The organism is Rufibacter roseolus (assembly GCF_017916365.1).
In the GTDB taxonomy this organism is placed as follows: Bacteria; Bacteroidota; Bacteroidia; order Cytophagales; family Hymenobacteraceae; genus Nibribacter; species Nibribacter roseolus.
Genome location: NZ_JAFMSU010000001.1, coordinates 159,952 through 185,868, shown reverse-complemented (window position 1 = coordinate 185,868; position 25,917 = coordinate 159,952). Strand labels below are relative to the sequence as shown.

Annotated in this window: 24 protein-coding genes; 15 read left to right on the top strand and 9 right to left on the bottom strand. The window is 52.7% G+C overall.

All coding sequences use genetic code 11. The features are described 5' to 3' along the window. Nucleotides 1-27: 27 nt before the first annotated feature. The 8 genes from atpE to J3P35_RS00760 all read left to right on the top strand — a co-directional run bounded on the left by atpE (nucleotide 28) and on the right by J3P35_RS00760 (nucleotide 7,564). The gene (gene atpE / locus J3P35_RS00795; RefSeq protein WP_149090276.1) at nucleotides 28-282 is read left to right on the top strand and encodes an ATP synthase F0 subunit C; all 255 of its coding nucleotides are present in this window, start codon (nucleotides 28-30) and stop codon (nucleotides 280-282) included. A 122-nt stretch (nucleotides 283-404) separates the two neighbouring features. Next, nucleotides 405-899 carry a F0F1 ATP synthase subunit B gene (locus J3P35_RS00790; protein WP_210462145.1) on the top strand — a complete coding sequence of 165 codons (495 nt, stop codon included), beginning with the start codon at nucleotides 405-407 and terminating at the stop codon, nucleotides 897-899. Nucleotides 900-967: 68 nt separating this feature from the next. After that, the gene (gene atpH, locus J3P35_RS00785) at nucleotides 968-1,528 is read left to right on the top strand and encodes an ATP synthase F1 subunit delta (RefSeq protein WP_210462144.1); all 561 of its coding nucleotides are present in this window, start codon (nucleotides 968-970) and stop codon (nucleotides 1,526-1,528) included. Between the two features lie 2 nt (nucleotides 1,529-1,530). Next, nucleotides 1,531-3,111, top strand: coding sequence for a F0F1 ATP synthase subunit alpha (atpA, locus tag J3P35_RS00780; RefSeq protein ID WP_210462142.1), 1,581 nt, complete (start codon nucleotides 1,531-1,533; stop codon nucleotides 3,109-3,111). Nucleotides 3,112-3,183: 72 nt separating this feature from the next. Continuing rightward, on the top strand, nucleotides 3,184-4,074 hold the full coding sequence (gene atpG, locus J3P35_RS00775) for an ATP synthase F1 subunit gamma (protein WP_210462140.1): 891 nt from the start codon (nucleotides 3,184-3,186) through the stop codon (nucleotides 4,072-4,074). Nucleotides 4,075-4,271: 197 nt separating this feature from the next. After that, the gene (gene pafA, locus J3P35_RS00770; protein WP_317195341.1) at nucleotides 4,272-5,939 is read left to right on the top strand and encodes an alkaline phosphatase PafA; all 1,668 of its coding nucleotides are present in this window, start codon (nucleotides 4,272-4,274) and stop codon (nucleotides 5,937-5,939) included. Between the two features lie 36 nt (nucleotides 5,940-5,975). After that, on the top strand, nucleotides 5,976-6,536 hold the full coding sequence (locus tag J3P35_RS00765) for an inorganic diphosphatase (RefSeq protein ID WP_210462139.1): 561 nt from the start codon (nucleotides 5,976-5,978) through the stop codon (nucleotides 6,534-6,536). A gap of 179 nt (nucleotides 6,537-6,715) precedes the next feature. Then, nucleotides 6,716-7,564, top strand: a complete 849-nt coding sequence (locus J3P35_RS00760) for a UbiA family prenyltransferase (protein ID WP_210462137.1) — start codon at nucleotides 6,716-6,718, stop codon at nucleotides 7,562-7,564. A gap of 122 nt (nucleotides 7,565-7,686) precedes the next feature. Here the strand turns inward: J3P35_RS00760 and J3P35_RS00755 are convergent, their stop codons facing one another. The 3 genes from J3P35_RS00755 to J3P35_RS00745 form a co-directional block, all read right to left on the bottom strand. Further along, a complete protein-coding gene (locus J3P35_RS00755; protein ID WP_210462136.1) occupies nucleotides 7,687-9,198 on the bottom strand; it encodes an NAD(P)H-hydrate dehydratase in 1,512 nt (503 codons plus the stop codon). 110 nt (nucleotides 9,199-9,308) lie between these two features. After that, entirely contained in the window at nucleotides 9,309-10,088 is a 780-nt protein-coding gene (locus J3P35_RS00750) for a phosphatase PAP2 family protein (protein WP_210462134.1), read from the bottom strand. 198 nt (nucleotides 10,089-10,286) lie between these two features. After that, complete coding sequence (locus tag J3P35_RS00745; protein ID WP_210462132.1) at nucleotides 10,287-10,751, bottom strand: hypothetical protein; 465 nt, start codon at nucleotides 10,749-10,751, stop codon at nucleotides 10,287-10,289. A 514-nt stretch (nucleotides 10,752-11,265) separates the two neighbouring features. On the opposite strand from J3P35_RS00745, the gene J3P35_RS00740 reads away from it, so the two are divergent. The 4 genes from J3P35_RS00740 to J3P35_RS00725 all read left to right on the top strand — a co-directional run bounded on the left by J3P35_RS00740 (nucleotide 11,266) and on the right by J3P35_RS00725 (nucleotide 17,119). Beyond that, nucleotides 11,266-12,861 (top strand): flavin monoamine oxidase family protein, encoded by a 1,596-nt coding sequence (locus J3P35_RS00740; RefSeq protein ID WP_317195340.1) that lies wholly within the window; start codon nucleotides 11,266-11,268, stop codon nucleotides 12,859-12,861. Nucleotides 12,862-12,890: 29 nt separating this feature from the next. Further along, a complete protein-coding gene (locus J3P35_RS00735; protein ID WP_210462130.1) occupies nucleotides 12,891-14,060 on the top strand; it encodes a pyridoxal phosphate-dependent aminotransferase in 1,170 nt (389 codons plus the stop codon). A gap of 223 nt (nucleotides 14,061-14,283) precedes the next feature. Then, nucleotides 14,284-15,282 (top strand): Hint domain-containing protein, encoded by a 999-nt coding sequence (locus J3P35_RS00730; RefSeq protein ID WP_210462128.1) that lies wholly within the window; start codon nucleotides 14,284-14,286, stop codon nucleotides 15,280-15,282. A 403-nt stretch (nucleotides 15,283-15,685) separates the two neighbouring features. After that, nucleotides 15,686-17,119, top strand: coding sequence for a thioredoxin-like domain-containing protein (locus J3P35_RS00725; RefSeq protein ID WP_210462126.1), 1,434 nt, complete (start codon nucleotides 15,686-15,688; stop codon nucleotides 17,117-17,119). A gap of 350 nt (nucleotides 17,120-17,469) precedes the next feature. Here J3P35_RS00725 and J3P35_RS00720 read toward each other — a convergent pair whose 3' ends face one another. Together J3P35_RS00720 and J3P35_RS00715 are read right to left on the bottom strand one after the other, a co-directional pair. After that, the gene (locus J3P35_RS00720) at nucleotides 17,470-18,039 is read right to left on the bottom strand and encodes a DinB family protein (protein WP_210462125.1); all 570 of its coding nucleotides are present in this window, start codon (nucleotides 18,037-18,039) and stop codon (nucleotides 17,470-17,472) included. Nucleotides 18,040-18,108: 69 nt separating this feature from the next. Beyond that, nucleotides 18,109-18,660 (bottom strand): Crp/Fnr family transcriptional regulator, encoded by a 552-nt coding sequence (locus J3P35_RS00715; protein WP_210462123.1) that lies wholly within the window; start codon nucleotides 18,658-18,660, stop codon nucleotides 18,109-18,111. A gap of 222 nt (nucleotides 18,661-18,882) precedes the next feature. Here J3P35_RS00715 and sdaAA point away from each other — a divergent pair, with 222 nt between their 5' ends. Further along, entirely contained in the window at nucleotides 18,883-19,788 is a 906-nt protein-coding gene (sdaAA, locus tag J3P35_RS00710; RefSeq protein WP_210462122.1) for an L-serine ammonia-lyase, iron-sulfur-dependent, subunit alpha, read from the top strand. Nucleotides 19,789-20,087: 299 nt separating this feature from the next. On the opposite strand, the gene J3P35_RS00705 is transcribed toward sdaAA, so the two are convergent. Both J3P35_RS00705 and J3P35_RS00700 read right to left on the bottom strand, forming a co-directional pair. Next, nucleotides 20,088-20,633, bottom strand: a complete 546-nt coding sequence (locus tag J3P35_RS00705; RefSeq protein WP_210462120.1) for a hypothetical protein — start codon at nucleotides 20,631-20,633, stop codon at nucleotides 20,088-20,090. 101 nt (nucleotides 20,634-20,734) lie between these two features. Beyond that, nucleotides 20,735-21,931 carry a cation:proton antiporter domain-containing protein gene (locus tag J3P35_RS00700; protein WP_210462119.1) on the bottom strand — a complete coding sequence of 399 codons (1,197 nt, stop codon included), beginning with the start codon at nucleotides 21,929-21,931 and terminating at the stop codon, nucleotides 20,735-20,737. Nucleotides 21,932-22,180: 249 nt separating this feature from the next. Between J3P35_RS00700 and J3P35_RS00695 the strand changes: the two genes are divergently transcribed. Both J3P35_RS00695 and J3P35_RS00690 read left to right on the top strand, forming a co-directional pair. Beyond that, nucleotides 22,181-22,939, top strand: a complete 759-nt coding sequence (locus J3P35_RS00695) for a hypothetical protein (protein WP_210462117.1) — start codon at nucleotides 22,181-22,183, stop codon at nucleotides 22,937-22,939. 181 nt (nucleotides 22,940-23,120) lie between these two features. Continuing rightward, nucleotides 23,121-24,263, top strand: a complete 1,143-nt coding sequence (locus J3P35_RS00690) for a DUF4407 domain-containing protein (protein WP_210462115.1) — start codon at nucleotides 23,121-23,123, stop codon at nucleotides 24,261-24,263. Between the two features lie 111 nt (nucleotides 24,264-24,374). Here J3P35_RS00690 and J3P35_RS00685 read toward each other — a convergent pair whose 3' ends face one another. Together J3P35_RS00685 and J3P35_RS00680 are read right to left on the bottom strand one after the other, a co-directional pair. Then, nucleotides 24,375-25,256: a glycerophosphodiester phosphodiesterase gene (locus J3P35_RS00685; protein WP_210462114.1), complete on the bottom strand. Its 882-nt coding sequence runs from the start codon at nucleotides 25,254-25,256 to the stop codon at nucleotides 24,375-24,377. A gap of 88 nt (nucleotides 25,257-25,344) precedes the next feature. Beyond that, nucleotides 25,345-25,809 carry an Lrp/AsnC ligand binding domain-containing protein gene (locus J3P35_RS00680; protein WP_123128412.1) on the bottom strand — a complete coding sequence of 155 codons (465 nt, stop codon included), beginning with the start codon at nucleotides 25,807-25,809 and terminating at the stop codon, nucleotides 25,345-25,347. Nucleotides 25,810-25,917: the final 108 nt, after the last annotated feature.

Here is a 25,917-nt window from a genome sequence, read left to right as displayed (position 1 = left end):
CTTTTTTAACTATATATATCTACTTTTATGTTAGCATTATTGCTTGAATTGACCCTGGGTACTGGTTATGCTATTATGGGTGCTGGTATCGGCGCTGGATTAGTAGCTCTTGGTGCTGGCCTTGGTATTGGTAGAATCGGTGGCTCTGCCATGGAATCTATCGCTAGACAACCAGAGGCTGGTGGACAAATCCAGACTGCGATGATCATCGCTTCTGCCCTTATTGAAGGTGTGGCCCTGTTCGGGGTGGTAGTTTGCCTTCTGATTTCATTCATTCGCTAAGAATGCATTTGTTGCGTTTCCCTTCCTGACGATTGGTCAGGACAGGGAGGCGCAATAACAGTAAGTAGAGTTCATAGTTTTGAGAGAAGGAGAATCCTTCAGCCCCTTATAAAAGAAACAAAATGCAATTAGTAACTCCTGGTATCGGATTGCTTTTCTGGCAGACCATCACCTTCTTGGTGGTACTTTTCCTGTTGTCTAAGTTTGCCTGGAAGCCTATCATGAAGGCGCTGCGTGAGCGCGAAGACAACATTGACGCTGCCCTCTCCATGGCTGAGAAAGCCAAACTGGAAATGCAGGCCCTCAAAGCCGACAACGAGCGTCTTTTGACCGAAGCCCGCGCTGAGCGTGACCGCATTCTCAAAGATGCTACCGACGCCGCCACCAGCCTGGTGGAAGGTGCCCGTGCCAAAGCCAACGAAGAAGGCCAGCGCATGATTGAGCAAGCCCGTGTGTCTATCCAGAACGAGAAAAAGGCAGCCCTCACCGAGGTGAAGAACCTGGCGGCTACCCTGTCTATTGACATCGCGGAGAAACTCATCAGACGTGAGTTGCAGGATGAGCAGGCCCAGCGTGCCCTGGTACAGAGCTACCTGCAAGACACGCACCTTAGCTAAGAACGGACGGCGAGCGGCTTCCCGCCCTAGAAAAGGAAGCGAATCGTTTTAAACACGCAAGAGAAATAATGTCAGACGAAAGAGTTGCCTCCCGGTACGCCAAGTCTCTGCTAGAGCTGTCTCAAGAGCAAGGATCACTGGAGAAAGTATACGCCGATATGCTTTCCTTCACCAAGACCTTGAACGCAAGCCGTGACCTTAGCATAGTACTGCGCAACCCGATTATAAAGCATGATAAGAAACTCGCCATCCTTAACTCCGTTTTCGGAGGCAGCATGAGTGAGTTGACTATGGCCTTTTTCCGGATCATCACCCAAAAGAACCGTGAGGCCATTTTGGAATCAGTGGCTACTGAGTTTGTAAAACAGTACAACACCCTCAAAGGCATTCAGAAAGCAACGGTGACTACTGCCGTGCCGCTTACCCCAGAGCTTAGAGCTACTTTCCAGCAAATGGTGGTGGAACGTACCGGTGGCATGCAGGTAGAGTTGCAAGAAGTAGTGAACCCAGCTGTTGTGGGTGGGTACGTACTGCGCATTGGTGATCAGCAGATTGATAACTCGGTGAGAACCAACGTGCAGAAATTGAAAAACAAGTTTAAAGAAAATCCATACATTACTAAACTATAATCATGGCAGAAGTTAGACCTGATGAAGTATCAGCGATTTTAAGAGAACAGCTGTCAAACTTCAGAACAGAAGCTGAACTAGAAGAAGTTGGTACGGTTCTGCAAGTTGGTGACGGTGTTGCTCGTATCTACGGCTTATCCAAGGCACAGTCTGGTGAGTTGTTAGAGTTCGAAAACGGTCTGCAAGCCCTTGTTCTTAACCTTGAAGAGGACAACGTGGGTGCGGTATTGTTGGGTGACTGGAGCGACATCAAAGAAGGCGACACAGTTAAGAAAACAAATAAAATTGCCTCCGTTCGCGTAGGCGATGGCATGGTAGGCCGCGTGGTGAACACCCTTGGTCAGCCAATCGACGGTATGGGCCCATTGGTGGGTGAACTGTACGAAATGCCGATTGAAAGAAAAGCACCAGGCGTTATCTACCGTCAGCCGGTAAATGAGCCGATGCAGACTGGTATCAAGGCGATTGACTCCATGATTCCGATTGGCCGTGGCCAGCGTGAGTTGATCATCGGTGACCGTCAGACAGGTAAAACTGCTGTGGCCATTGATACCATCATCAACCAGGGTGAGTTCTTTGACCGTGGTGAGCCTGTATTCTGTATCTACGTAGCTATTGGCCAGAAAGCCTCTACCGTTGCGCAGATCGTGAATGCCTTGCAAGCTGGTGGCGCTATGCGTTACACCGTGGTTGTGGCTGCTCCGGCTGCTGACCCTGCTCCAATGCAGTTCTATGCGCCGTTTACAGGTGCTGCCATTGGCGAGTTCTTCCGTGATACCGGACGTCCTGCACTGGTAGTTTATGATGACTTGTCTAAGCAAGCGGTGGCTTACCGTGAAGTGTCCCTGCTGCTGCGTCGTCCTCCAGGACGTGAGGCTTACCCAGGTGACGTATTCTATCTGCACTCCCGTTTGTTGGAGCGTGCGGCTAAGATCAACGCTTCTGACTCTATCGCGCAAGACATGAACGACTTGCCAGAGTCTATCCGTCACTTAGTGAAAGGTGGTGGTTCTTTGACCGCTCTTCCAATCATTGAGACCCAGGCTGGTGACGTTTCTGCCTATATCCCAACCAACGTGATCTCTATCACCGATGGTCAGATCTTCTTGGAAACTAACTTGTTCAACTCTGGTATCCGCCCGGCAATCAACGTAGGTATCTCGGTATCTCGCGTGGGTGGTTCTGCTCAGATCAAGTCAATGAAGAAAGTGGCTGGTACTTTGAAACTGGACCAAGCGCAGTTCCGTGAATTGGAAGCCTTCGCTAAGTTCGGTTCTGACCTGGATGCCGCTACTAAATTGACCATTGAGCGTGGCCGTAGAAACCTTGAAGTATTGAAGCAGCCTCAGTTCTCTCCGGTAGCGGTAGAAGACCAGGTAGCTATGATTTACTGCTGTACCAATGGTCTCATTGATGACGTGCCAGTAAACGAGGTGCGTACCTTTGAGAAAGACTTTACCAGAACCTTGAACGCCCAGCACCGTCCGGTACTGGATGCTTTGAGAGCCGGTAAGATTGATGATAATGTGACCGATACGCTGAAACAAGTAGCGCGCGACCTCACAGCCAGATATCGTAAATAATTAATCAACAGAAGAAGAGCATAGCGGTTACACGCGTGCTCTTTTTTCTCTGTTTATACTTGACGCAACTTAATGGCAAGTTTAAAAGAAGTACGTAACCGCATTGTTTCTGTAGGATCTACGCAGCAAATCACCAAAGCCATGAAAATGGTGGCGGCGGCTAAACTGCGCCGGGCTCAGGACAATATCCTGCGCATGCGTCCGTATGCCCAGCGCCTCAACAGCATTCTGTCTAACCTTTCCCAAGTAAACGGAGAGGCCGGCGAGAACGTGTATTCACAGAAGCGTGATGTGCAACGGGTGTTGATTATTGCCGTTACCTCAGACCGTGGTTTGTGCGGTGCTTTCAACTCTAACGTGATGAAAGCGGTGAACAACCTCGTGAATGAGCGGTACAGTGCCCAGGCAGCGGCCGGTAATATTGAGATCATGGCTATCGGGAAGAAAGGCCACGAGTACTTCAACAAGCGCAACATGCCAATGGCCGGTGATTTCACGGGCGTATTTGGTAACCTGTCTTTTGAAACCGTACGCGTAGCCGCCGAGCAAGCCATGGAAGGTTTCCGGGCTGGTCGTTACGACCAAGTGGATATTGTGTACAACGAGTTCAAAAACGTGGCTACGCAGATCATCCGCACGGAGCAGTTCCTGCCTATTCAGGAAAACACCACTGAGCAGGCCAACGTCAACACCAACCTGGACTACATCTTTGAGCCTTCTAAAGAGGAAATCATTGAGCAGTTGATTCCTAAATCTCTGAAGATCCAGGTATACAAGGCGGTGTTGGAGTCTAACGCCTCTGAGCACGGTGCCCGGATGACGGCCATGGACAAAGCCACCGAGAACGCCGGTGAACTCCTGAAACAATTGAAACTGACTTATAACCGGACCCGCCAGGCGGCCATCACTACCGAAATCCTGGAGATTGTAGGTGGTGCCGAAGCGCTTGCAGCCGGAAGATAGATTTAAGACAACCTTTACTTCTGAGCAAAGCGCCCATTTTTCAATGGGCGCTTTGCTTTTTTAAGGGCTTGTTATCTCAAGATTATATTTCTGGGCTGTTTTTAGAAAAGGCATTCCAAAGTATTTATCAACTATATTTACGTTTTGGAGGCATTTTGATAAAAAGAGCCTCTAAAAGATAACAGAATTCAAAGCGAATGAGAAAAGGATTGGTTTGGGGTTGGGCAATGACGTTGGTGCTCTTGATGGGACTTACCCCGGGAATGGCACAACGAAAAAAGTCCAGCGCCAAAGGACCAGAGAAACCAAAGCTGGTGATTGGGATAGTGGTAGACCAGATGCGCTACGATTACCTCTACCGTTATTGGGACAAATATTCAAAAGATGGCTTTAAACGGTTGATGGGTGAAGGCTTCAACTTCCGGAATAACCACTACAACTACGTGCCAACCTATACCGGCCCGGGCCACGCTTCTATCTACACCGGCACCACGCCGGCCATGCACGGGATTGTAGGCAATGATTGGTTTAACCGGGCCACGGGCCGCAACATCTACTGCGCCGAGGACAAATCTGTGCAGACGGTGGGCAGCACTTCCGCTGCGGGACAGATGTCGCCGGTGAACATGATTTCCTCTACCATCACCGATGAGCTGAAATTGGCCACAAACCAGAAAAGCAAAGTCATTGGCCTGAGCCTGAAAGACCGCGGTTCTATCCTGCCAGCCGGGCACGCCGCCAACGCCGCCTACTGGTTTGATGGTTCCAACGGCAACATGATCTCCAGCACGTACTACATGCAGGAACTGCCGGCCTGGGTGCAGGCCTTCAACAACCGGAAACTGCCCGAGCAATACACAAGCCAACCCTGGACCACGCTGTTGCCCATAGACCAGTACACCGAGAGCACTTCTGATGACCAGTCTTTTGAGGGTACTTTCACCGGAGAAACCAAACCCGTATTCCCGCACAACATCCCGGCCCTGAGAGGCAAGACCTTTGACATCCTTCGCTCCATCCCGGCCGGCAACACCTATACCAAGGAGTTTGCGATAGAGGCCATTAAAGCCGAGAACCTGGGCAAGAACACCGTTCCAGATTTTCTGGCCATGAGTTTCTCCACGCCTGATTACGTAGGTCACCAGTTCGGGCCTAATTCTATTGAGGTAGAGGACACTTACCTGCGCCTGGACCAGGATCTGGCGGATTTCCTCAAGTTTCTGGACAAGCAACTGGGCAAGGAAAACGTGCTTATTTTCCTCACCGCTGACCACGGAGCTGCCCATAACCCAACTTATCTGCAGCAACTGCGTATTCCGGCGGGTAACACCAACAACGGCGTTATGGCCGATTCCCTGAAAAAGCACCTGAACCGTACCTTCGGGACCGCCGATTGGGTGAGTGCCTTCGTGAACCAGCAGGTATATTTCAACCATGCGGTAGTGGAAAGCAAAAAAGCCAACCTGACTGCTTTGCAGGAAGAAACAGCCCGTTTCATGCAGCGTTTCCCCGGCGTGTTGCGCTCCTTCTCCGCCGATGCCCTGATGAAATCACATTGGAGCAAGGGAGTGGGTATGCTGGTGGAGAATGGGTATATGCCCTACCGGTCAGGTGACGTGTTGGTTACATTCCAGCCGGGTTGGTATGAGAACTACGGCCGTGGTTTGCCCAAAGGCACCACGCACGGCAGTCCCTGGGCTTATGACACCCACATTCCGCTGTTGTGGTACGGCTGGCAGATTCCGGCCGGAGAGTCTACCGTGCACACAGAGATCATTGACATTGCGCCTAGTATAGCGGCGTGGCTGCGCATTCAGGAGCCAAACGGCACGACAGGGCGCGCTTTATTGGAATACGTGCGGTAGATGCCGCTGAGAGATAAAATAGATACAGAAATTAAGATGTTAGAAACCACGAAAAACGCCAGCAATCCTTGGCACGATGTAAACTACGGCGAAGACGCCCCTAAAGTAGTAACCGGAATCATTGAGATCCCCAAAGGATCTAAAGCGAAATACGAATTAGACAAGGACAGCGGCTTGCTTAAACTGGATCGCGTTCTGTTCTCGGCGGTGCACTACCCAGCTAACTACGGTTTCATTCCGCAGACCTACTGCGATGACAAAGACCCTCTGGACATCCTGGTGCTTTGCTCTATTGACGTAGCCCCTATGTGCCTTATTGATGCCAAGGTAATTGGCGTGATGCAGATGATTGACAACAACGAGGAAGATGACAAGATCATCGCCGTGGCTGCCAATGACATGTCTGTGAAGCACATCAATGACATCTCTGAGTTGCCGCCGCATACCCTGCTGGAAATTCAGCGTTTCTTTGAAGACTATAAGAAACTGGAGAACAAAGAAGTAGTGGTGGAGAACTTCCTGGGCCGCGAAGATGCTTACAGAATCATTGAGCAGAGCATTGAGCTGTACAACACCACGTTCAGAACCAACAGCTAAGCAACTCAAAAATCGTTCAGTACAAAAGCGCCGCTTTCCGTATAGGAGAGCGGCGCTTTTGTGTTTTCCGCCCGGGGGTACTACCCGCCCAGAAACCGAAGAATAGTGTTGCACCTATGTTCTCCTCAGGCGTACTTTGCCGGAGAAATGGTGAGACAAGCCATTGACCAAAAAGTAGCATGAGCATCCCCCGCAAAATCCTGGATTTTATTCTGTACAGCAATATATTCGTCTCACTGTGTGCCGCGGCACTGGTCTGGGAGACATACCTGCTAAGCGGGATTCCTATTTCCCTGCGCCTGAGTGGGATGGTGTTCTTCGCTACCCTTTTTGTGTATAACGCAGACGGGCTGGTGCCTTACAAATTCAACCAGAACGTACCTTTGAGCACCCGCACCAAATGGGTCAGGAAAAACCGGCTGGAATTGATCTTTATCTCAGTGGCCAGTGCCTTGTGCGTGGTGTACCTATATTGGACGGCCATATTTGAGCTGAATTTCTGGTTTTTACTGCATTTGTTTGTGGTAGCAGGCCTGTACTCCGTACCGGTGGTGCCCGAGGGTGAAGGTTATATTCCGCTTCGAGATATTCCTTTCCTCAAGGTTTTCCTTATTGCCTATGTCTGGTCTGCCATTACGGTGCAGTTGCCTTTGATGGAGATGGGCCGCGATCTTTTCTCCGGTAACAGCTTCATTCTATTCCTACGGCGTTTCCTGTTTCTTTTCTCCCTTACCCTGGTCTTTGACATCAGGGATGTGCACAAAGACAAACTCACCCAGACGGTCACTTTCCCTACCAGGTTTGGCGTGCAGAACACCAAAAGGTTGGCGCTCTTCATGCTGCTGCTGTTCGCGGTGTTGGTGCCGGCGGGAACAGCCCCCTTCATGCGGGTAGCCCTGGGGCTTGCGGGTGTTGGTGCCGGGCTGGTGGTGTGGTATGCGCACGAGTACCGTTCCCAGTACTACTTCATGGTCCTGGCAGATGGCATGATGCTGGTGCAGTTCATGCTGGTGTGGTTCCTTGCATGACATGGTGGTACGCAAGTTGCCAATAGGCATCCCATTTATTCCTAAAGGGCAGTAGAAGAGCACCTGCTTTAAGCCTGATTTCAGCAAAATAGCCCCTAAACGAACACGGCTTTGTTTCTCCGTTAACGTGAGGACACGCGCCGGAAAGCAGCCCCCAGATATTTATAGAGATCAGAGGCAATAAGTGAAGTCTGGCCCTCAGCTTCAGCGGCGATGTCACCGGCCAGGCCGTGCAGGTAAACGCCCAGGAGGCAGGTTTCCAAGGGAGAATAGCCTTGGGCCCGGAGACCTGTCAGGATGCCGGTGAGCACGTCGCCGGTGCCGCCGGTGGCCATGCCGGGGTTTCCAGTGGTGTTGAAGTAAAATTCGCCGCCTGGCGTGCCGATGCAGGTGTGGGCTCCCTTGAGGATAACGTAGCAGGTGTGCTCTGCGCAGAAGCTTTGCAGCAATTGCAATCGGTGGAAATCATCGGTGGCAGGGCCGGTGAGTCGTTCAAATTCTTTGGGGTGCGGAGTAAGGATGCTGTCTGGTGGCAACTGCTGGCGCAGCAATCGGTCAGAGGCCAATAGATTCAGGGCATCGGCATCCAGCACTAGAGGCGGCAGCTTCTGCCGGAAAAGACTTTCCAGGGCTAAACGAGAATCTTCGGCCTGACCAAGTCCCGGACCTATCCCGATGCATTGGTATTTGCTGAGCTCACCGGGGAACTGGGACAGGTGCAGGTCATGGTCATCGGTGAGCACCATAGCCTCGGGCACCGCGGTCTGGAGAATGGCGTACCCCGTTAGCGGCACCTGCACCGTCAATAGCCCTACCCCCGCCCGCAAAGCCGCATGCGCGCTCATGGTGATGGCCCCCATCTTCCCGTAACTGCCGCCTACCAGCAGAACGTGGCCGAACGTGCCCTTGTGGGAGAACTTGGTGCGCGGCCGCAGAATGGCTTTCACGGTCTCTGGCAAAACAACATGGTACGGCGAGGAGACCTGCGCCAGGAAATCAGGATGCAAGCCAATGGGCAGCACATGCCAAGTGCCCACGTACGCGCCCGAGGCGGGCAGCAAAAATGCCAGTTTTGGCCGTTCAAAGGTGAGCGTGACATCAGCGTGGACAACGGTGTTCTCCTTAGGGGTGGGCGCATCGGCGTATAGCCCCGAGGGGATGTCGATGGCGATGAGGGTGGCTTCTTGTTCGTTCAGGTAAGTGACAACCTCGGCATAAAGACCTTCCAGCGCCCGGGAAAGCCCTGACCCGAACAGTCCGTCCAGTATCACTGCCTGTGCCGGAAGGGTAAACGGTAAATCGGCAGAGCTCTGGATTTTGGTCACGGGTACCTCCTGCGGCAAACGCTCCAGGTTCTGGGTGAAATCTGCGGAGTGGTTCTGAGCGGCCTCTGGTAGGAAGACCTGAACATCATAACCATCGTGGTGGAGCAGACGGGCCGCAGCCAGTCCATCGCCGCCGTTGTTGCCGGGGCCGCAGAAGATGTAAAACGGAGTCTCCGGAGAATACTTGCCTTCCAACCACTGCACCAAAGCCCCGGCGGCCCGTTCCATTAAATCCAGGGGAGAGATAGGTTCCTGCGCAATAGTATAGGCATCGGCGGCACGGGTCTGGGCGGCGGTGAGTATTTTCATGGTTTTATGGCTGATTGTTCATGGATGATTGTCCTCAAATCAGATGAAAGTTTACGCCTTCTTTTGGTACGCTGTTTTCGGACTATTTTATTAATAACAATCAACAACTCTCAAAACTGCAGACCCATTCCCAAGCCTAATTGCCCGTTGGGGAGCACCGTGGGCATTACCGATGCGTTCAGCCCTTTGTTGCGCATGATGCGGTCATGCACAAAGTATACGGTGTTCACAGACAGAATGCCAATGCCGGCCCCGGCCAGGACATCGGCCATCCAGTGCTCATTGTTCAGGACCCGCATCACGCCCGTAGCTGTGGCAATGGTATAGCTCCCGATGCTGATCCACTTGCTTTTGCCTCTGAACTCTTTGTCCACGATGGTGGCGATGGTGAAGGCGTAGGCAGTGTGCCCTGAGGGAAAAGCCCTCGGCAAGCCGTTGGGGCGCTCCTGGCCGGTCCAGATCTTGGTAGGGTAAACCACCAGGGTAGTCAGCGCCCCTGAGGCCAGCAACAGGCCCGTCTGTCTTCTGATGTCATGTTTGTTCTCCTCGGAGAAAGCCGTGAAACCGTACAGGCCTACAATGGGCACGAAGAAGAGGTAATCATCAATCTTGGTACTGAAGTTGGGAAAAGCCCGGCGCGCATCGCGGCTGGCGTCATAGCTGCTGTAAAAGCCATTGTCTTTGATGGTGGAAATGCCGGCCGCAATCAATACCGCCGAGGGAAGCACCGCCCGCATCAGGTATTGCTTGGTTTTGGGCTTTTCTTCAGCGGGCACGCTCTGCAGCGGCTCGGTTGCCGCGGTAGTATCAGAAACTGGCGTCTGGGCTACAACTCTAACGGACAATGAAATCCACAGGAGTGAGGTCGTCAGGAGATGTTTGAGGTTCAAGGGGAGTAGCGTTAGGTTATAGAAAACAGTTTAAGGTGATACATGCGGTAAGAGCTTCCTGCAGAATAGCCCTGTTGGGAATAATAATCCGTTTACAGGCTGTTTTGGAGAAACTAGGATAAAAACGGAAGTCTGGCCCAGAGGTTATCCCCAGTAGCCTGCCAGGTCGCCTTCTCTAAGTACAAAGAGGTAAACTGTTTATTCCCCAGAGCTGTCTACCTGGATTAGATGCACCAGATCGTCATCGGTGTGAAGCTGCTGGTCTTTACCACCGGAGCAGACCATGAATGCCTTCTTGGCCGGATTGTGCTTGTAAAGAATGGGCTGGCTCCAACTGTCAACGGTCAAGTCCCGGAGCAAAGGGCTGTTCATAACTACCTCGTTCAGGCTGCCTGGTAACCGGTTTTGGGCTTGTTCATACTTCATAATAACAGCTGCCAGCCTCTCCAGTTTATTTCTGGTGTTCTTCTGCTTGAAGTAAGAATCTGTGAGCAGGCTGAATAAGATGAATAGCGCCGTGCCGCAAACCAAAACCAGAAGCGCCCACTTGAAAGGCACCAGCAAAACCTTCAGCCAGCCGAAACGCCGCCGCTGGTACCCCTCGGTATTGTTGGCCGTCCGGATGTTGAAGAGGAGCGCTAGAAAATCTACTACTTTGTTCATGTTGGTTTTGCCGGAGTGTGTTTTGATCGTGGTGCTTTCTGCTCTGCCTGGAATAGTGCAGGTTCTGGCCAATTTACTTGCTTACTGGCAGATAAAGGTACTATAATTAGAAACACTATTTATAAGGAGTGCAGCAGGCACTAGATACAAGGGAGACCTTTCAGGTGAATAAGAGGTAAGTAGCGTTGCTTTGATTCAAGCCTGATTTTCAAAAATGAACCTAAAAACAAGAAGCGATGCTGAATGCATAATTTAAGAGGATCTAAGTTGGATGGTTAATATTTTTTAAAGAAAATTACAGGAAAAATGTTAATCGTGAATTTGCCAAAATGCTATCTGATGCCAGTAGAGTCTAAGCTAAGTTAAGAACTAGGCAGAAAGAATATAGATTTATTGAATATTTGACAAAGAAATAGAGGTAGCGGTTTGATAATGAGAAGTATATGTGGTTTTTACGTGTTGTTTTCCTCATTTTGTTTGCCTAAACTTAGTTAGCAAACAACGCAGTAGGAATGTGAAATCTTTATCCAGAAGAGAGTTTTTGACCAGGAGTGCCATTCTGGGCGCCGGCGCCTACCCGGCTATGCTAGCGTTGAATCTGTTGCCCGCCGCGCCCGCCCATGCCTTTGATCTGGAAGGAAGCGGCAAAGGCAAACACATCCTTATCCTGGGGGCGGGGCTCGCGGGCATGACCTCGGCCTACGAACTCTCCAAACTGGGTTACCGATGTACCATTCTGGAGGCCCAGACCCGCACCGGCGGTCGATGTTGGAGCGTACGGGACGGAGCCATCACCTCAGAGACCACTAATCCGGTGCAGACCGCGCGCTTTGACAGCGGCCTCTACTTCAATGCCGGACCTTCGCGGATTCCGCACCACCACCAGCTCACCATGCACTACTGCCGCGAGCTGGGCGTACCGCTGGAAGTCTACAACAACGTCAACGAAAGCACCTACTTCTTCGCCGAAGGCCAGGGGCCGCTCTCCCACCAGAAAGTACGGGCCCGCGAGGTGCACAATGACATGCGGGGCTACACCAGCGAACTGCTGGCCAAAGCCGTAGACGGCGGCAAGATAGACACGGCCCTTTCCAAAGAAGACGCCGCCAAAGTAATAGAGTACCTCCGCGCCGAGGGCGGTCTGGACATAGACAAACTCTACAAGGCATCGGCCCGCCGGGGTTACCTGGAACCACCCGGTGCCGGGGAGAAAACCGGCAAGATCTCCAATCCCCACAAACTCGCGGACATCATCTCCTCCGGCCTCCTGGATCCTGATTTCTACAACGTAGCCGAGTATACCTATGAACTGCAGATGACCATGTTCCAGGCGGTGGGCGGCATGGATTCCATTGCCAAAGCGTTGGAGAAAAAGGTAGCCGGAAGTCTGAAACTGGGCGCTACCATCACCAGCATCCAGAACCAGACCGAGGGCGTCACTGTCACCTATAAAGACAAGCAGGGCACCCACCAACTCACCGCCGATCTCTGCATCTGCACCCTGCCGCTGCCGGTGCTCAGCAACCTGGAACACAACTTCTCTTCAGACGTGAGCCGCGCCATAGACTTCGTGCCTTACATCCAGACCGGCAAGATAGGGCTGCAGTTCAAGCGGCGCTTCTGGGAAGAGGACGAGCAGATCTTCGGGGGTATCACGCACACCAACAATGAGCTTACGCAGATCTTCTACCCGTCCAATAATTATCTGGGCAAGAAAGGCATTCTCATTGGTTACTACAACTTCAACGACAAGGCCCGGAAGGTGGGCGAGCTCTCTTACGCGGAGCGCGAGAAGCTGGCGCTGGAGAAGGGGGCGCTCATCCATCCGCAGTACCCTAAGGAGTTTGAGGGCTCTTTTTCGGTGAGTTGGCACAAACTGCCGCACAGCCTGGGCGGCTGGGCCGTGTACAGCGCCGAAGACCGCAAAACGCATTACCAGGCGCTCCTGAAACCGGAGAAAAACGTCTACTTCGCCGGGGAGCACATGACGTACCTGACCGCCTGGATGGCCGGGGCTTTTGAGTCGGCGCGGAGCGTGGTGGCGCAGGTGCACAGTCGCCTCAGCGAAGGGCGGATGCAGTACCCCACCGTTTCTACTTCTTCAAACTAAACATCCACCTATTGTAAACCTATACCCGCATGGCAACTTCAATGGACCGCAGAACCTGGCTTAAGGCAAGCGCTTTACTCGCCGGAGGCACCGCTTTCTTTCCCTCGGGGATATCTTCTTTGGTTGCCATGCCCAGACCGGCTGCGCCGGCCCTGCGGGAACGAATCACGGAGGAGTCGCTCTTGACCGATGGTCCGCCGCCCATGCGGGCCCGGCTCCTGGCCAACGAGAACCCTTTCGGGCCCTCACAGAAAGCCAAGCAGGCCATGGTAGACTCCCTCAACACCAGTTACCAGTACCCGTTCATGCATTACCGTGAGTTGGTGCAGAAGATCGCTGCGCACGAGGGCGTCTCGCCGGAATCTATTCTCTTGAGCGCGGGTTCCAGTCCGTTGTTGCTGGCGGCGGCCATGCACTTCAGCCAGAAAGGCGGCACCATCATCACCGGCGATCCTTCCTATGATGACCTGGTGGAAAGTGCCAAAGAGTTCAACGCCATCATTGCCGCCGTGCCGCTCACCGCAGACTACAAGCTGGACCTGGACGCTATGGAGAAAAAAGTGGATGCCAAAACCGCGCTGGTTTACATCTGCAACCCCAACAACCCCACCGGCACCGTGCTGGACACGGCCAAACTGAAAGCCTTCTGCGAGCGCGTCTCTAAGAAAGTACCCGTATTCGTGGACGAGGCTTACATTGACTACCTGCCCAATCCCGAGGCGGTCACCTTGATGGACGCTGTGAAGAAAAACCAGAACATTCTGGTGGCCCGCACTTTCTCCAAGCTCTACGGCTTTGCCGGATTGCGCGTGGGCTACGTGGTGGCCCAACCCGAGATGGTGAAGACCCTGTCTAAGTACACCAACGGCGCCATGTCCATCTCGGGCCCGGCCATCATGGCGGCCCTGGCCAGCTTCCAGGACAAAACCTACTTGGCTGAGGCCCTGCAGAAGACCATGGCCTCCAAACAGTTCTTGTATGACACCCTCAAGAAAGAAGGCTACGAATACATCCCGTCCTCGGCCAACTTTGTGATGTTCCCCTTAAGGATGGACGGTAAACGGTTCTCTGACGAAATGATAAAGCGCGGCGTGGGCATCAGGTACTGGAAATTCGCTGGCAAAGACTGGTGCCGCGTGAGCCTGGGCCGGATGGATGAAATGCAGGCCTTCGCCGAGGCTTTTCAACAGCTCTCCTAGCACGTCTCTCCCCCGGATTAAAACCCGGAGAAGCGGCGTTTCACCCCTGATTTCTGAAAACAAGCCCTAAAACGGCATCGGCTAAGCTAAGAATTCATACCAAGATGTTACAGTCACTTCTCTTCAGCGGCAAAAACAGTTTCCCGCCCCGGGTCTGGCGGGACCGCAGCGGGTGGTTTTCCACCCCGGTCATTTTCCACAAACAATCACTAAGCACAACCCCATGTCTAAACTGCTTCTCCCCGTTCTCACGCTTCTATGGCTTGTTTCTGCCCTTCACGTTCAGGCCCAGACCAACCCTCGGCCGCTCCGTCTGGAGGAGTACCAAAAAGCCAAAGCTTTCCAAATAAAAGACCTGGACGCCGATACCTATGTGAAGATTGAGAACGCCTACATCCTGGACCGCTACGAGCTACGCAAGCCCTACTTCATCACCGGTGACGATGGCCTGCGCAAGCGCATGGACCTGTACCGCCTCCTGGCCAAGGAAGGCCTGCAGGAACTGGGCCTTATGGTGTTTTACACCAATGAAAAAGGCAAACGCTACCAGGCCCTGCTGCCCAACTTCACCGCCGACGGCAAGGTCTGGGAACAGTATTTTGAGGACATCCACGCCGTAGACAGAGAGGAAAAGAACTTCGTGCTCAAGCTGTCTTACATTTTGTCCAAGGAACTGGCTTTCCAGCAGTACAAAGTCCTGAACCAGGGCAAGGACCTCAAGGTGGAATCGGCGACCTACGGCAACGACATCTGTTTCCCCGGCACCCAGGAAGTGGCGCTGGAGAACGGCAGCAAGAAACTTTTGAAAGACATTCTCCCCGGTGACCGGGTAGTAACCGTGGACCCCGAGACCAAGCAGGCCACCGTGACCCAGGTGCAGGAACTGGTGGCACACGAGGCCAAAAACTACGCCATTACGCAGCTGGTGGTGGTAGCTGCCCAGGAGAAAACCGGGAACACGGCCACCGAGGTGCTGCTGTCTGGCAAGGTGCTGGAGGCTACCCCCAACCATCCCATGTTGACCCGGGCCGGGCAGAAGAAGATAGGCGAGATCCTGGAGGGCGAGGAGGTGCTGTGCTTCAATCAGAAAACCCGGGCCTATGAGCCGTTCACGGTGTTACGCAAAAAGGAATACGCCGGCGGCGTGCAGAAAGTCTACAATATGGTGGCCACCGAAGGCACTACTTTCCTCATGAACGGAGTCATGGTGCTGCAGAAATAACTTACCCTTTATTACTTTTTTGGAATCTTTCGTTCGTACCTGACTAAGTCCTGGGGCCTGTGCTCCAGGATTTTTTCGTTTCAGGCCCATAATTTTCAAAACAGCCGCTAAACATATCCCGTAGACGCTTTTCTTATAAGCTCATCTGCCTGAAAAGGGTCCGTTTTGGTCTTTCGTTTCAATCAAGAGCCTAATGTACTCTATGAACTGCAGAATCAAAAAAATCTTTAAACAGTACTGATCTTAATACTTGGTTATCAATGTGTTATATAAATATGCGTATATATAAAATGTGAATTTACTTGATTTTTCAGGTTAATGAATTTAAATAAATGCAGGAAAAGTAATTTTTATACTAAGTTAAATCATATATTAACTCAGTGTTAAACTTAAACAGAAGCTTATGCTTACCGGACGTGTCAATGCACCAGAGATAAACACCCGCCACGGTTGGCTGAACACTAGCCGCTCCTACACCCTCCGCGATTTCCGAGGAAAGATTGTGCTGCTGGATTTCTGGACCTTTGGGTGTATTAACTGCCAGCACATTCTGCCGGATCTGAAGCGGCTGGAAAAAGAATACGCCAATGAACTGGTGGTCATTGGCGTGCACTCTGCTAAGTTCGATGCCGAGAAGCGGCAGAATGCCATTCGGCAGGCGATTCTCAAGTTCGGGATTGAGCACCCCGTGGTCAACGACGCCGATTTTGAGGTCTGGAAGCAATATGCCGTAAACGCCTGGCCTACCGTGGCCCTCATTGACCCAGACGGCAAAGTAGTAGGCCAGCGGTCCGGTGAAGGCATCTATGACATCATCAAGCCGCACCTGGATGACCTGATAGAAACTTTCTCTGACCGCCTCAACCGCGAGCCCTACGTGTTCAGGCCCGAGACCCTGGAGCCCTCTTCCCTGAGGTTCCCTTCCAAGCTAATCTCGGATGAAGAAGGCCACCTGTACCTGTCTGACAGCGGCAATAACCGGATTCTGAAACTGGATACCACCGGCAAGGTGCTGGAGATCATCGGCAGCGGCCGAGAAGGCTTCACCGATGGTTCCTCTGAGGAGGCCGCTTTCCATGAACCGCACGGCTTGGCCTTGCTCGGCCAGTTCCTTTACGTAGCCGATACCCGGAACAACGCCATCCGGAAGGTGGACCTTCTCCACAAGCAGGTGAAAACCGTTGCCGGCACGGGGGAGCTGAGCTACTACTTTTTCCATGAGGAGATGGGCGTGCCCGTTAATCCTAACAGCCCCTGGGATCTGGCCATAGAAGGAAACCACCTCTACATTGCCAGCGCCGGAAACCACCAGATTCTGCGCATGGATTTAGGCTCAGAGCAAGTCTACCGTTTTGCCGGCACTGGCCGCGAGGCCCTCGCTGATGGTACTATCCACGAGGCGGCCTTCAACCAACCCAGCGGCCTTTCGCTGCAAGGGCGCATCCTCTACATAGCCGATCCCGAGGCTAGCGCCGTACGTGCCGTGAACCTGGACAAAGGCACCGTGAAGACACTCATCGGCCGCGGGCTCTTTGAGTTCGGGGATGAGGACGGAGACTTCGATGAAGCATATCTGCAGCACTGCATGGGTATCACCAACCACAACAGAACCCTTTACCTGGCCGATAGCTACAACGGAAAAGTCAAAGAAATAGACCTAGATAAAGAGCGCATCAGAACAATTGTAGCGGGCCTGGAAGAACCCAACGATGTTCTCTTCCACCAAGGCTCCCTCTGGATCACCAACACCAACGCCCACGAGCTCTGGAAAGTGAACCTGAATACCGGCGAACGGGAGATTGTGCTGGTAAACGATCTCCTGCCAGTAGAGAACTAGGCCGCCTTAGCTAAGGGTTAGAACCGGAGATTGCCTTAGGCATCCCAATAAGTTTCCTGTCTTACACCGTTTTTCGCCAGATATGGTCAGAGCGCTTGTTTCTGAGATTCTTCCTCTCCCTGCTGTGATTCCCCTCCTCGGAGGGTTAGGAATGGGTAGGCGTTTTCTTATTCATTTTCCAAAATTCGCCTCAAACCACCGTATATCTGGCGCAAGTCTATAGGCGCAGACGCTCGCAAGACCTCCGGACGCTGCGAGGTCTAGAGCAAGCGGTATAGCGCAGGCAGAGACTCCACCTTCTGATTTAGGAAGAGCACCCGTAAAGTGGGGTGGTGAACAACCAACAATCCTTACACCACCAGGCTGATGGGTTGGAGGGATTGTGCTTGCACGCGCTGGGCTTGCTGGATGTGCCGCTGCTGATGCAGAATCAAGAATTCCAGGGCTTCTCCCAACCGCATCTTAAGCAATTTGAAGAACTCCACCGGAATAGCTTTCTGGTTAAGGTCGGCTTTGGCGGCGGAGGCCAACACGCGCAGCAGCTTTTCCTGGTGCTGTAGAAACTCCGTCAACACTTGGGTGGTGAGTTTGCTGTTGTGCGGATTCATGTGCTTCAGGGTCTTGTGTTTCTTCGCGTTGGCGGGGTTCACCAGGTCCAGTGATTTCTTCCCGATCCAAGAGTAGCGCACCGGCTGCGGAGAGAGAGGAGTGGCAGTAGCGTTAATGGCGCGCTCCAGGTGCGGCAGATAGAAACGGCTGTAGCGATTCAGATGCTCCAGGCACTCCAGAACGCTCCAGCCGGTGGCGTGGGGCTTGAAATTGAGGGTGGCGCTGTCCAGGGGCAGGAACTCAGACTGGATAATGCCCTTCTGAGCCTGAGCCTGCTGTTGCAATTGGGAGAGGAAAGTGGCTGTGTCCATGGTCTTTGTCTTTTGGTTTACTCAAAGGTAGAAGCCGCTTCCCCGCCAAACCTTGATTCAAATCAAGAATTACATGATGCGGCTCAGAGTCTCCGGGGTCATGCGCAAATAGGAGGCAATGTACTTCTTGGGCACCAGCTGAAAGATATGCGGGCTTCGGCGCAGCAGCCGTTCCAGGCGCTGCACGGGGTCAGGGAGTTGCAGGTCCACTTCGCGCTCAATCTTGCCTACCAACGCCTTCTCCAGCTCCATTCGCCAGAATTTCATGAATACTGGCCGTTTTTCCTGAATTAGATCAAAATCGGTCTTAGATATCGCCAGCAGCTCGCTCCGGCGCAGGGCCTGGATGCAGTACAAAGAAGGCGTCTGCGTCACCAGCGAGGGAAAGGATGTAATGAGGGTGTTGGGGTACGCGAAGCCTACACATATGTCTTCTTCCGGGGTGGGCAGATACAGTCGCAGCGCCCCGCTCTCCACAAAATACAGATGCTGCTCCACCTGACCTTCCCTGATGAGGAAATCGCCGCGGTTCACGGTATAGCGCTTCTTCCAAAGGGGCAGAAAAGCGTCCACGTCATCGGGGGTGAAAAGCGGAACCTGGTTGAGCAGAGAGGCCAGCATGGGCAGCGAGTTTAGGGGCTATTTTTAGGAAAATAAGAGAAAAACAGACCTAGAACTAATGTTAGGTTTTTTTCTCTTGCGTATACCTAAAGATACTGGTTATCTCTTTTCTTTCACGTAATTTTAAAGGCTAAACCCGCTGGGAAAGCTCTGCTTTAATGAAGAATGAGTTCTTTGCTACGAAAGGCAGAAGGTTTACAGACCAGAAGATACAGACAAGATATGGCTTTACTTTTTAATGATTTCGCGAGTTGGGGACAGCATTGCCAGGCCACGGGAGAGCCGTTGTACAAGGCAGTGCTGGCCTATGAGATAGAGCAGAAGGGCCGCACCGAGGAACAGATCTGGGACGGGCTGCAGCGGGCGTACGATGTCATGAAGGATGCCGTGAAGACCGGGCTCACCCAGGACATGACCTCGCGCTCGGGCATGGTGAATAATGGGGCCAAGAAAGTGGCGGCCGCACCGGTAACGGTTCTGTCGCCGGAGTTCCAGCAGCTCATCAGCCGGGCGCTGGGTGCTAAGGAAGTGAACTCGTGCATGGGTCGGGTAGTGGCGGCGCCCACTGCCGGGGCTTCAGGCATTTTGCCAGGCATTTTGACCACCATCCAGGACCTGCACGGACTGGAAGACCGTAAAATCCACGAGGGTTTGCTGGTGGCCGCCGGTATTGCGCTTATTATAGAAACGAATGCCTCGTTGGCCGGTGCCGTAGGCGGTTGCCAAGCCGAGACCGGTAGTGCAGCGGCCATGGGCGCCGGCGCGATTGTGTATTGCCTGGGTGGTACCGTAGAGCAGGCATTTGCGGCGGTGGCCATTACCATTCAGTGCATGCTGGGTTTGATCTGCGACCCCGTGGCGGGCCTGGTGGAGGTTCCCTGCATTGTACGCAACGCCAGTGCGGCGGCCATCGCGTTTTCCAGTGCCCAGATTGCCATTGCCGGCGTGAACCCGGTCATCCCCGTAGACCAATGTGTCATGGCGCTGGGCGAGGTTGGCCAAAGCATGGAAACCAAGTACAAGGAAACCGCCCTCGGCGGTTTGGCCAATACTCCCAGAGGCCGGGAGATTGAGAACCTGGTGCTGGTGCAGGACGTGGAAATCCTCCCCGATGAAGACAGTGAGTGAGTAAGTGAGTGACGAATCCCCGTTTAAGGCTGTTTTTAAAAAACGGGGCCCTAAACGGGGATTGGTGTTTTAGCCTTTCGGGAAAGCAATGTAAGGGCAATCCCTTGTGGTTGCCCTTTGTTTGTCAACAAAATCCAGATTGTTGGGAATAACTCAATAAAGGAACACGCATTCCGTCCCCCTTTGAAGGGGGTAGGGGGATGACAATGCGGTTTGAAGAACCAGTGGCTTTACTACAGAGAAGAGGCTTCAAAGATGCTCCTTACGGAAGGGCAACCAAAAGGGATTGCCCCTATAAACTATAACTGCGCCTCCTGCACCGTCACTATGTTCAGGAACTGTTCATGCTCATCCCAGCTAAGCCGGTACGGGCTTACTTTGTCCTGCGTCATCACCTCAATTCTGATGATTCTTTTGACATCAGCCAGGAACCGGTTTTTGTTGAAGGGCTGTTTGTTCAGGAGGATACGCAGATGGCGCTGTTCCTGCGGTACCTGGAAGTAATCCAGCACGTCTTCCAGTTTCAGGAGCGTTTTCTTGTTTTTAAGCTTGATCAGGTACACGCCGCTACTGGCTGCCGGACCCATAGATGCCAGAACAGCCGAGTCTCGGAATGCTTTCACCACAATAATTTCCTTGGGGTCTACCACCAAAGAAGCATAATCGGTTTCCTGTGAACCCAGCAGCAACAGGGGCTCATACATCTGAACCGATGCCGTTAATCTGGGCATGGGCTTCGCCGGAATAGGTTCCAAGCTGGGTAATGCCTGTCCGTAAAGGAGCTGGCCCCAGCCGCTGGCGGAGAAAAGGACGCCTAACAAGAGAACTGCCAGTGTTTTTCCCATGAAGCTAAGCTACAGCTTTTTATAAAAGAACGCCAGCAACAAGCCTTTTCGTTTATGGAAACCTAAATCCAAGGGAAGTGGAAGGTTTTCCTTGGCTTATCTTAATAGTTTGGAATGTTGCTCACGCTGTTTCTGGTCAGCAACAGGCCCAGCATCATGAGTAGGCTGGAAAGCAAAACGACAAAGAAAAGCACGCTCTCGTTCATGCCCACAATGTCATACTGCGGCGGAATGCTGAAGAACAGCAGGATGGTGATCAGGCCCCTGGGCGCAATGAAAAGCTCCGGGATAAGCGGCACCCGGGCAATGTACTGCAGGTAGGCAAAGCGTACCAGCAGAATGATAGAGAAAATGGTGAAGCCCATGACCCAGACATCCAGTTGGAAGAGTTCCTGCAGGTTAATGGAAAACCCGAAGAGCAAAAAGAAGAAGGTCCTGATCACGAAGGCACTCTCTCCGTTGATCTGTTTGAGTTGAATGATCTCCGCTTGCAGCGACGCCAGGCTGATGTACTTAGCCAGCCGGTCTTTGATGAATAGCGCGGCATTGTTCAGCATCAGGCCGAAGCACAGCACCATGAGCAGCGATGACAGGTGGAATTTCTTCCCGATGGAGTACAGCAGGATGAGGATGGCAATGATCAGGAAGAACTTGATGTGGCTCCTGATCTTGTCCACGAAAAACAACAGGAGCAGACAGCACACCACGGAGATCAGCAGGATGCTGCCCAGGTCCACCGCTAGGGAAACGAAAGACCCTATTCCCACCTGCTCGTTCTGAATGGCAAAGTTAAAGGCCACAATCCCGATGATGTCTGAAAAGGTAGCCTCGTAGACGATAAACTCTTTTTTCTGGGCAGTGAGATTACTCACGCTGGGGATGGCAATCGCGCTGCTGATCACCGCCAGCGGGATGGCGTTGACAATAGCCACTTGGTAGGGTACTTCCAGCCAGAAATAAATAAACCAGGCAATAAGCGCCGCCGTGATGAGCAGGGTAAGGGTAGCCGTGAGCAGGGTTTTCCGGATGAGGGGGAGTTTATCGCGGCTTAGTTCCAAGTCCAGGGCACCTTCCAGCACAATGAGAATAAGGCCTATGATGCCAAACAACTCCAGTATGTTGCGCAGACCCGGCAGAGAAACGTTGAAAGAAGAGGCAAGTACCTGAAGGATAATTCCGGTGAAAAGCAGCAGGATGACGGATGGTATCTTTGATCTTTTGGCCACCAGGTCAAAGACATATGACAGAATAATGAGGCTGCTAAGAATGATCAGAAAGGTATATGCGTCTAATATCATGCCGTGCGGTTAGGTGGAAAAATAATACAAGGCCGGCTTCTACAGAAAGGAAAACGCACCTTGTATTTGAAAAGTATTGAAATATAGAAGCGGCCAGTAGGGGTAAAAGTTTCCTGGCTGGTCTTCTTCTCGCAACTAAGATAGAAATCTCTTTTTACGGGAAAAGTCTTTGCCTGGGTAGGTTCTGGCTTCTTGGACTGATTATCTTTTGATTATTTATACAGCTTGAACAAAGCTTTACCTGACTTTATGAAACCACTCGCCTCTCTTACCATTGGCTCCAAAAAACTATTCTTCTCTGCCATAGCCTCTGCCCTGCTAGGCTTCTCCGGTTGCTCTGTGCCTGATATGAAAGTAAGCGAGAGCTTTCAGCAGGAAGCCACCGTCATGCCCGTGGTAGGGCGCTCGGCTTTCAGGGTGTCACTGGGCAAAGAAAAGGGCTTTGGGTTTGGCTCGTACCGCCTGGAAGACATCAGCCGGGGCTGGACCCGGCGTTCAGATCTGGGGAGCCTGATCCAGGCAACCGAGGCTTACCAGAAATACAGTTTCTTGCTGCGAGATACGGTGCAGGGGAAAACGGTGGACGTGCAGGCCGCAGCCATGCTCAACGCCGTCACGGCCCAGGCCGATGGCTGGTCTGCGAACCTGAACAAGCAGCGTGAGTTCCTGCAGGTGGCCTTCCGGTCTCCAGAGAGCGGCGACTGGCGACTGGCCCTGGCAGATCCCGGGAACTTCATGGAGCGACGTAATTTCACCGGAAAGCTTACCAACGGCACCTATGAGATAGAGGTTTTGCCGCTGTACAGGTGGGAGGGGAAATCCTTGCCCTCCGGCACGGCCCTGGGTTACGAGTTCTCCCGCGACGGGCAGGTCCTGGCCAGTGTGCAGACCGTGAACAACGGCAAAGTGTGGTTCAGGAACACCCTCAGCCCAGATCTGCGGCTGGTGCTGGCCAGTGCCTGCGGCTCGCTGCTCCTCTACAACAAACTTGACGAAAACAATCAATAACCCGCCGGAACCAATCTCATCCCCAGTAAGTTACCGCCACAGATGCGCTTAAAAGGCGCCTGTGGCGGTTTTTGTTTATCCTGAATTTATTTAAATCCCGCAGTATCAAAAATCCTTTCGCATCTTCGTTTAACAATTATCTAATCCTAACCTGAGAGGCACTTCCGTGCTTCTGTCTTATATGAGAGATTTCTTTTGGTGGTGTGCCGGGGCCGATGACCACATTCTGTCCCAATGCCCTAAGTCTGAGCACATCAAATTCGGGAGCATAGGCGCCACTGTCTTGTTTACCGGCATATTGGCGGCCCTTTCGGGCGGCTACGCGCTCTACACCGTTTTTGACTCTGTAGTGGCCGCGGCGGCTTTCGGGTTGCTGTGGGGTGCCGTTATTTTCAACCTGGACCGCTTCATTGTCTCCACCATCCGCAAGGAGGGCAGGTTTGGCAAGGAGTTTCTGCAGATTCTGCCGCGCCTGGTGCTGGCATTGGTATTAGCCATCGTGATTTCCAAACCGCTGGAGCTGCGCATCTTTCAGAAGGAGATTGACAGCGTGCTGGAGGAGAAAAAGGCCCAATTGGCTCTGGAGCACCAGAAACTCATCAACCAGCAGTTTACCGAGGCTGATTCTGTGCGCAAGGACATTGACCGTATCAAAGCCGAGATAGGAACCAAGTCTGCCCAGCGCGACACGCTCTACACACAGATGAGCGCCGAGAGCGACGGTACCGGCGGCACGAAGAAAATCGGTCGCGGCCCGATCTTCCAGGAGAAAAAGGCCCAATATGACAAAATAGACGCCGAATTGAAGGTGCTGCAGGAGCAGGCTTCCTTGTTGATTGCCCAGCGCCAGCAGCGCATTGACACCCTTGCTGCCCAGCGCGACAAAGCCATTGCCCAGGGAAAAGCCCGCTTTGAGGATTACGGCGGCATCATGGCCCGTATGGAGGCCCTGGAGAAATTGCCGTTCATGCCCAGCTTCTTCATCATGCTGCTGTTCATCTGCCTGGAGACCGCGCCCATCTTCACCAAACTGATCTCTAAGCGCGGTCCTTATGACGATCTGCTGCGCGACGTGGAGTCTACTACCGAGCTGGACAGCCTGGAGAAACTGGAGCACCGCCGCCGCGAGTACGACACCCGCAAAGTCATTGATGAGGCTGGCAAAGAATCCCGCATGGAGCACTACAGCCACAACCGCCGCGAGACCGTGAAGGTAGACGCCGACACCGACCTGGAACTGGCCCGCACCAACGCCCACGCCCGCCTCAGAACCGGCAAAGAGAAAATCCGCCGCGAGACCGAGAGCTACATGGATAATTTTTAAACTGCCGCAACCGGCTGTTTTAAGGCCGTTTTTTGAAAATCGGCTTTAAAGTAGGATATAGGCTATTGCAGCGGTTTGGAGCTGTTTTCACAAAAGCAGGCTCTAAACGGGTTATTGTCTTTTGATCAGCTCCGGGTGGTTCGTCATCACGCCATCGGCGCCCATCTGAAAGAGCTTCTGGATGTTCTGGGGCTCATCCTCGGTCCAGATAAAGGTCTTGAAGCCCTGGTTGTGGAGCGAGGTGATAAACGCCTTGGAGGCGAAGAAGCGGTGCACGTTGATGGCGGTGGCTTCTGAGTAGCGGTCAAAACTCCCGAACTTGAGCTCATGGTCAATGAAGACAGGCAGGAACGGGATCTTGCCGATGATCAGCTTTTGCGTGGGAATCACGAAATCGGCTTTCCAGATGCGGTCCAGGATGGGGTCATAGAAAGACTGCAGCACGCACCAGTCCTCGGCGCGATTCTCCCGGATAAGCTGGATGGTCTTTTCCTCCAGGCCGGAGTAATAGTCTTCTTCGCCTTTCTTCAGCTCAATGAGCAGTTTCTTTTTGCCTTTCACCGCGCGCAGGACCTGCGCCAGGGTAGGGATGCGCTCGCCCGCGAAGGCGGAGTCCAGCTTGCTGCCGGCGTCCAGTTTCTTCAGCTCGGCCAGGGTGAGGTCGGCCACGCGGCCGGTGCCGTTGGTGGTGCGGTCCACGGTGGGGTCATGGATGACCACTACCTCGCCGTCTTTGCTCTGGTGCACGTCTACCTCAATGTAATCGGCCTGGGTTTCCAGGCCTTTCTTCACGGCGGCCAGGGTGTTCTCCGGCGCCAGGCCGGCAGCGCCCCGGTGGGCAATGACCTGCACCTTACGGGCATTTTTCTTCAGCGTGATGCCTGGCTCAGCGTTGCCAGAATCGCCGCAGGCCCAGAGAAAAAACAACAGGAGAGGCAGGATTGCCTGCCTCTTCCACCATTGTATCTTACGGGTACGGGATCTTTCGCTCATAGACGCGCTGGCCTATCTGTAGACTTCAGCGTTGAAAGATAATACAGTTTTCTAATTCAGCCAACGGCCGCAGAAAGCAATTGCCTAATTACAGGATGTCTACCTGGCGGGTAATGCTTTCTTCCAAAGAAATGAAGGTTTCTGTGCGCTCCACACCCTCAATGGCCTGTATTTTCTCGTTCAACACCTCGCGCAGGTGCAGGGTGTCACGGCAGATGATTTTAGCGAACATGCTCCACTGGCCAGTGGTGTAGTGCATCTCAACAATCTCGGGTACTTGCCGCATTGAAGTGACCGCCGTCTGGTACGCTGAGCCTTTCTCCAGGTAGATACCAATAAAGGCGCAGATGTCATAACCTACCGCGTTGGGGTTGATGAAGAGGTGCGATCCTTTGATCACCCCTAAATCTTCCAACTTCTTCATGCGCACGTGTACGGTACCCCCAGAAACTTGTAATTCTTTGGCAATGTCTGTGTAGGCTCTGGTAGCATCTAGCATCAGCATGGAAAGAATTCTTCTGTCAAGATTGTCAATTTCTGAAACTTGGGCCATTTTATAGATCTATTTTTAACAATTCTACAACGAACAATAATCCTTTTTAGGGATGTGCTAAGATACGAAAAATTGTTTTATGGATTTATCAATTTAATCAATAAAATC

Excerpts from the sequence above, each read along its gene's own strand:
- atpE (WP_149090276.1), top strand. The coding sequence starts at position 28 with ATGTTAGCATTATTGCTTGAATTGACCCTGGGTACTGGTTATGCTATT.
- J3P35_RS00790 (WP_210462145.1), top strand. The coding sequence starts at position 405 with ATGCAATTAGTAACTCCTGGTATCGGATTGCTTTTCTGGCAGACCATC.
- atpH (WP_210462144.1), top strand. The coding sequence starts at position 968 with ATGTCAGACGAAAGAGTTGCCTCCCGGTACGCCAAGTCTCTGCTAGAG.
- atpA (WP_210462142.1), top strand. The coding sequence starts at position 1,531 with ATGGCAGAAGTTAGACCTGATGAAGTATCAGCGATTTTAAGAGAACAG.
- atpG (WP_210462140.1), top strand. The coding sequence starts at position 3,184 with ATGGCAAGTTTAAAAGAAGTACGTAACCGCATTGTTTCTGTAGGATCT.
- pafA (WP_317195341.1), top strand. The coding sequence starts at position 4,272 with ATGAGAAAAGGATTGGTTTGGGGTTGGGCAATGACGTTGGTGCTCTTG.
- J3P35_RS00765 (WP_210462139.1), top strand. The coding sequence starts at position 5,976 with ATGTTAGAAACCACGAAAAACGCCAGCAATCCTTGGCACGATGTAAAC.
- J3P35_RS00760 (WP_210462137.1), top strand. The coding sequence starts at position 6,716 with ATGAGCATCCCCCGCAAAATCCTGGATTTTATTCTGTACAGCAATATA.
- J3P35_RS00755 (WP_210462136.1), bottom strand. The coding sequence starts at position 9,198 with ATGAAAATACTCACCGCCGCCCAGACCCGTGCCGCCGATGCCTATACT.
- J3P35_RS00745 (WP_210462132.1), bottom strand. The coding sequence starts at position 10,751 with ATGAACAAAGTAGTAGATTTTCTAGCGCTCCTCTTCAACATCCGGACG.
- J3P35_RS00735 (WP_210462130.1), top strand. The coding sequence starts at position 12,891 with ATGGCAACTTCAATGGACCGCAGAACCTGGCTTAAGGCAAGCGCTTTA.
- J3P35_RS00730 (WP_210462128.1), top strand. The coding sequence starts at position 14,284 with ATGTCTAAACTGCTTCTCCCCGTTCTCACGCTTCTATGGCTTGTTTCT.
- J3P35_RS00725 (WP_210462126.1), top strand. The coding sequence starts at position 15,686 with ATGCTTACCGGACGTGTCAATGCACCAGAGATAAACACCCGCCACGGT.
- J3P35_RS00720 (WP_210462125.1), bottom strand. The coding sequence starts at position 18,039 with ATGGACACAGCCACTTTCCTCTCCCAATTGCAACAGCAGGCTCAGGCT.
- J3P35_RS00715 (WP_210462123.1), bottom strand. The coding sequence starts at position 18,660 with ATGCTGGCCTCTCTGCTCAACCAGGTTCCGCTTTTCACCCCCGATGAC.
- sdaAA (WP_210462122.1), top strand. The coding sequence starts at position 18,883 with ATGGCTTTACTTTTTAATGATTTCGCGAGTTGGGGACAGCATTGCCAG.
- J3P35_RS00705 (WP_210462120.1), bottom strand. The coding sequence starts at position 20,633 with ATGGGAAAAACACTGGCAGTTCTCTTGTTAGGCGTCCTTTTCTCCGCC.
- J3P35_RS00700 (WP_210462119.1), bottom strand. The coding sequence starts at position 21,931 with ATGATATTAGACGCATATACCTTTCTGATCATTCTTAGCAGCCTCATT.
- J3P35_RS00695 (WP_210462117.1), top strand. The coding sequence starts at position 22,181 with ATGAAACCACTCGCCTCTCTTACCATTGGCTCCAAAAAACTATTCTTC.
- J3P35_RS00690 (WP_210462115.1), top strand. The coding sequence starts at position 23,121 with ATGAGAGATTTCTTTTGGTGGTGTGCCGGGGCCGATGACCACATTCTG.
- J3P35_RS00685 (WP_210462114.1), bottom strand. The coding sequence starts at position 25,256 with ATGAGCGAAAGATCCCGTACCCGTAAGATACAATGGTGGAAGAGGCAG.
- J3P35_RS00680 (WP_123128412.1), bottom strand. The coding sequence starts at position 25,809 with ATGGCCCAAGTTTCAGAAATTGACAATCTTGACAGAAGAATTCTTTCC.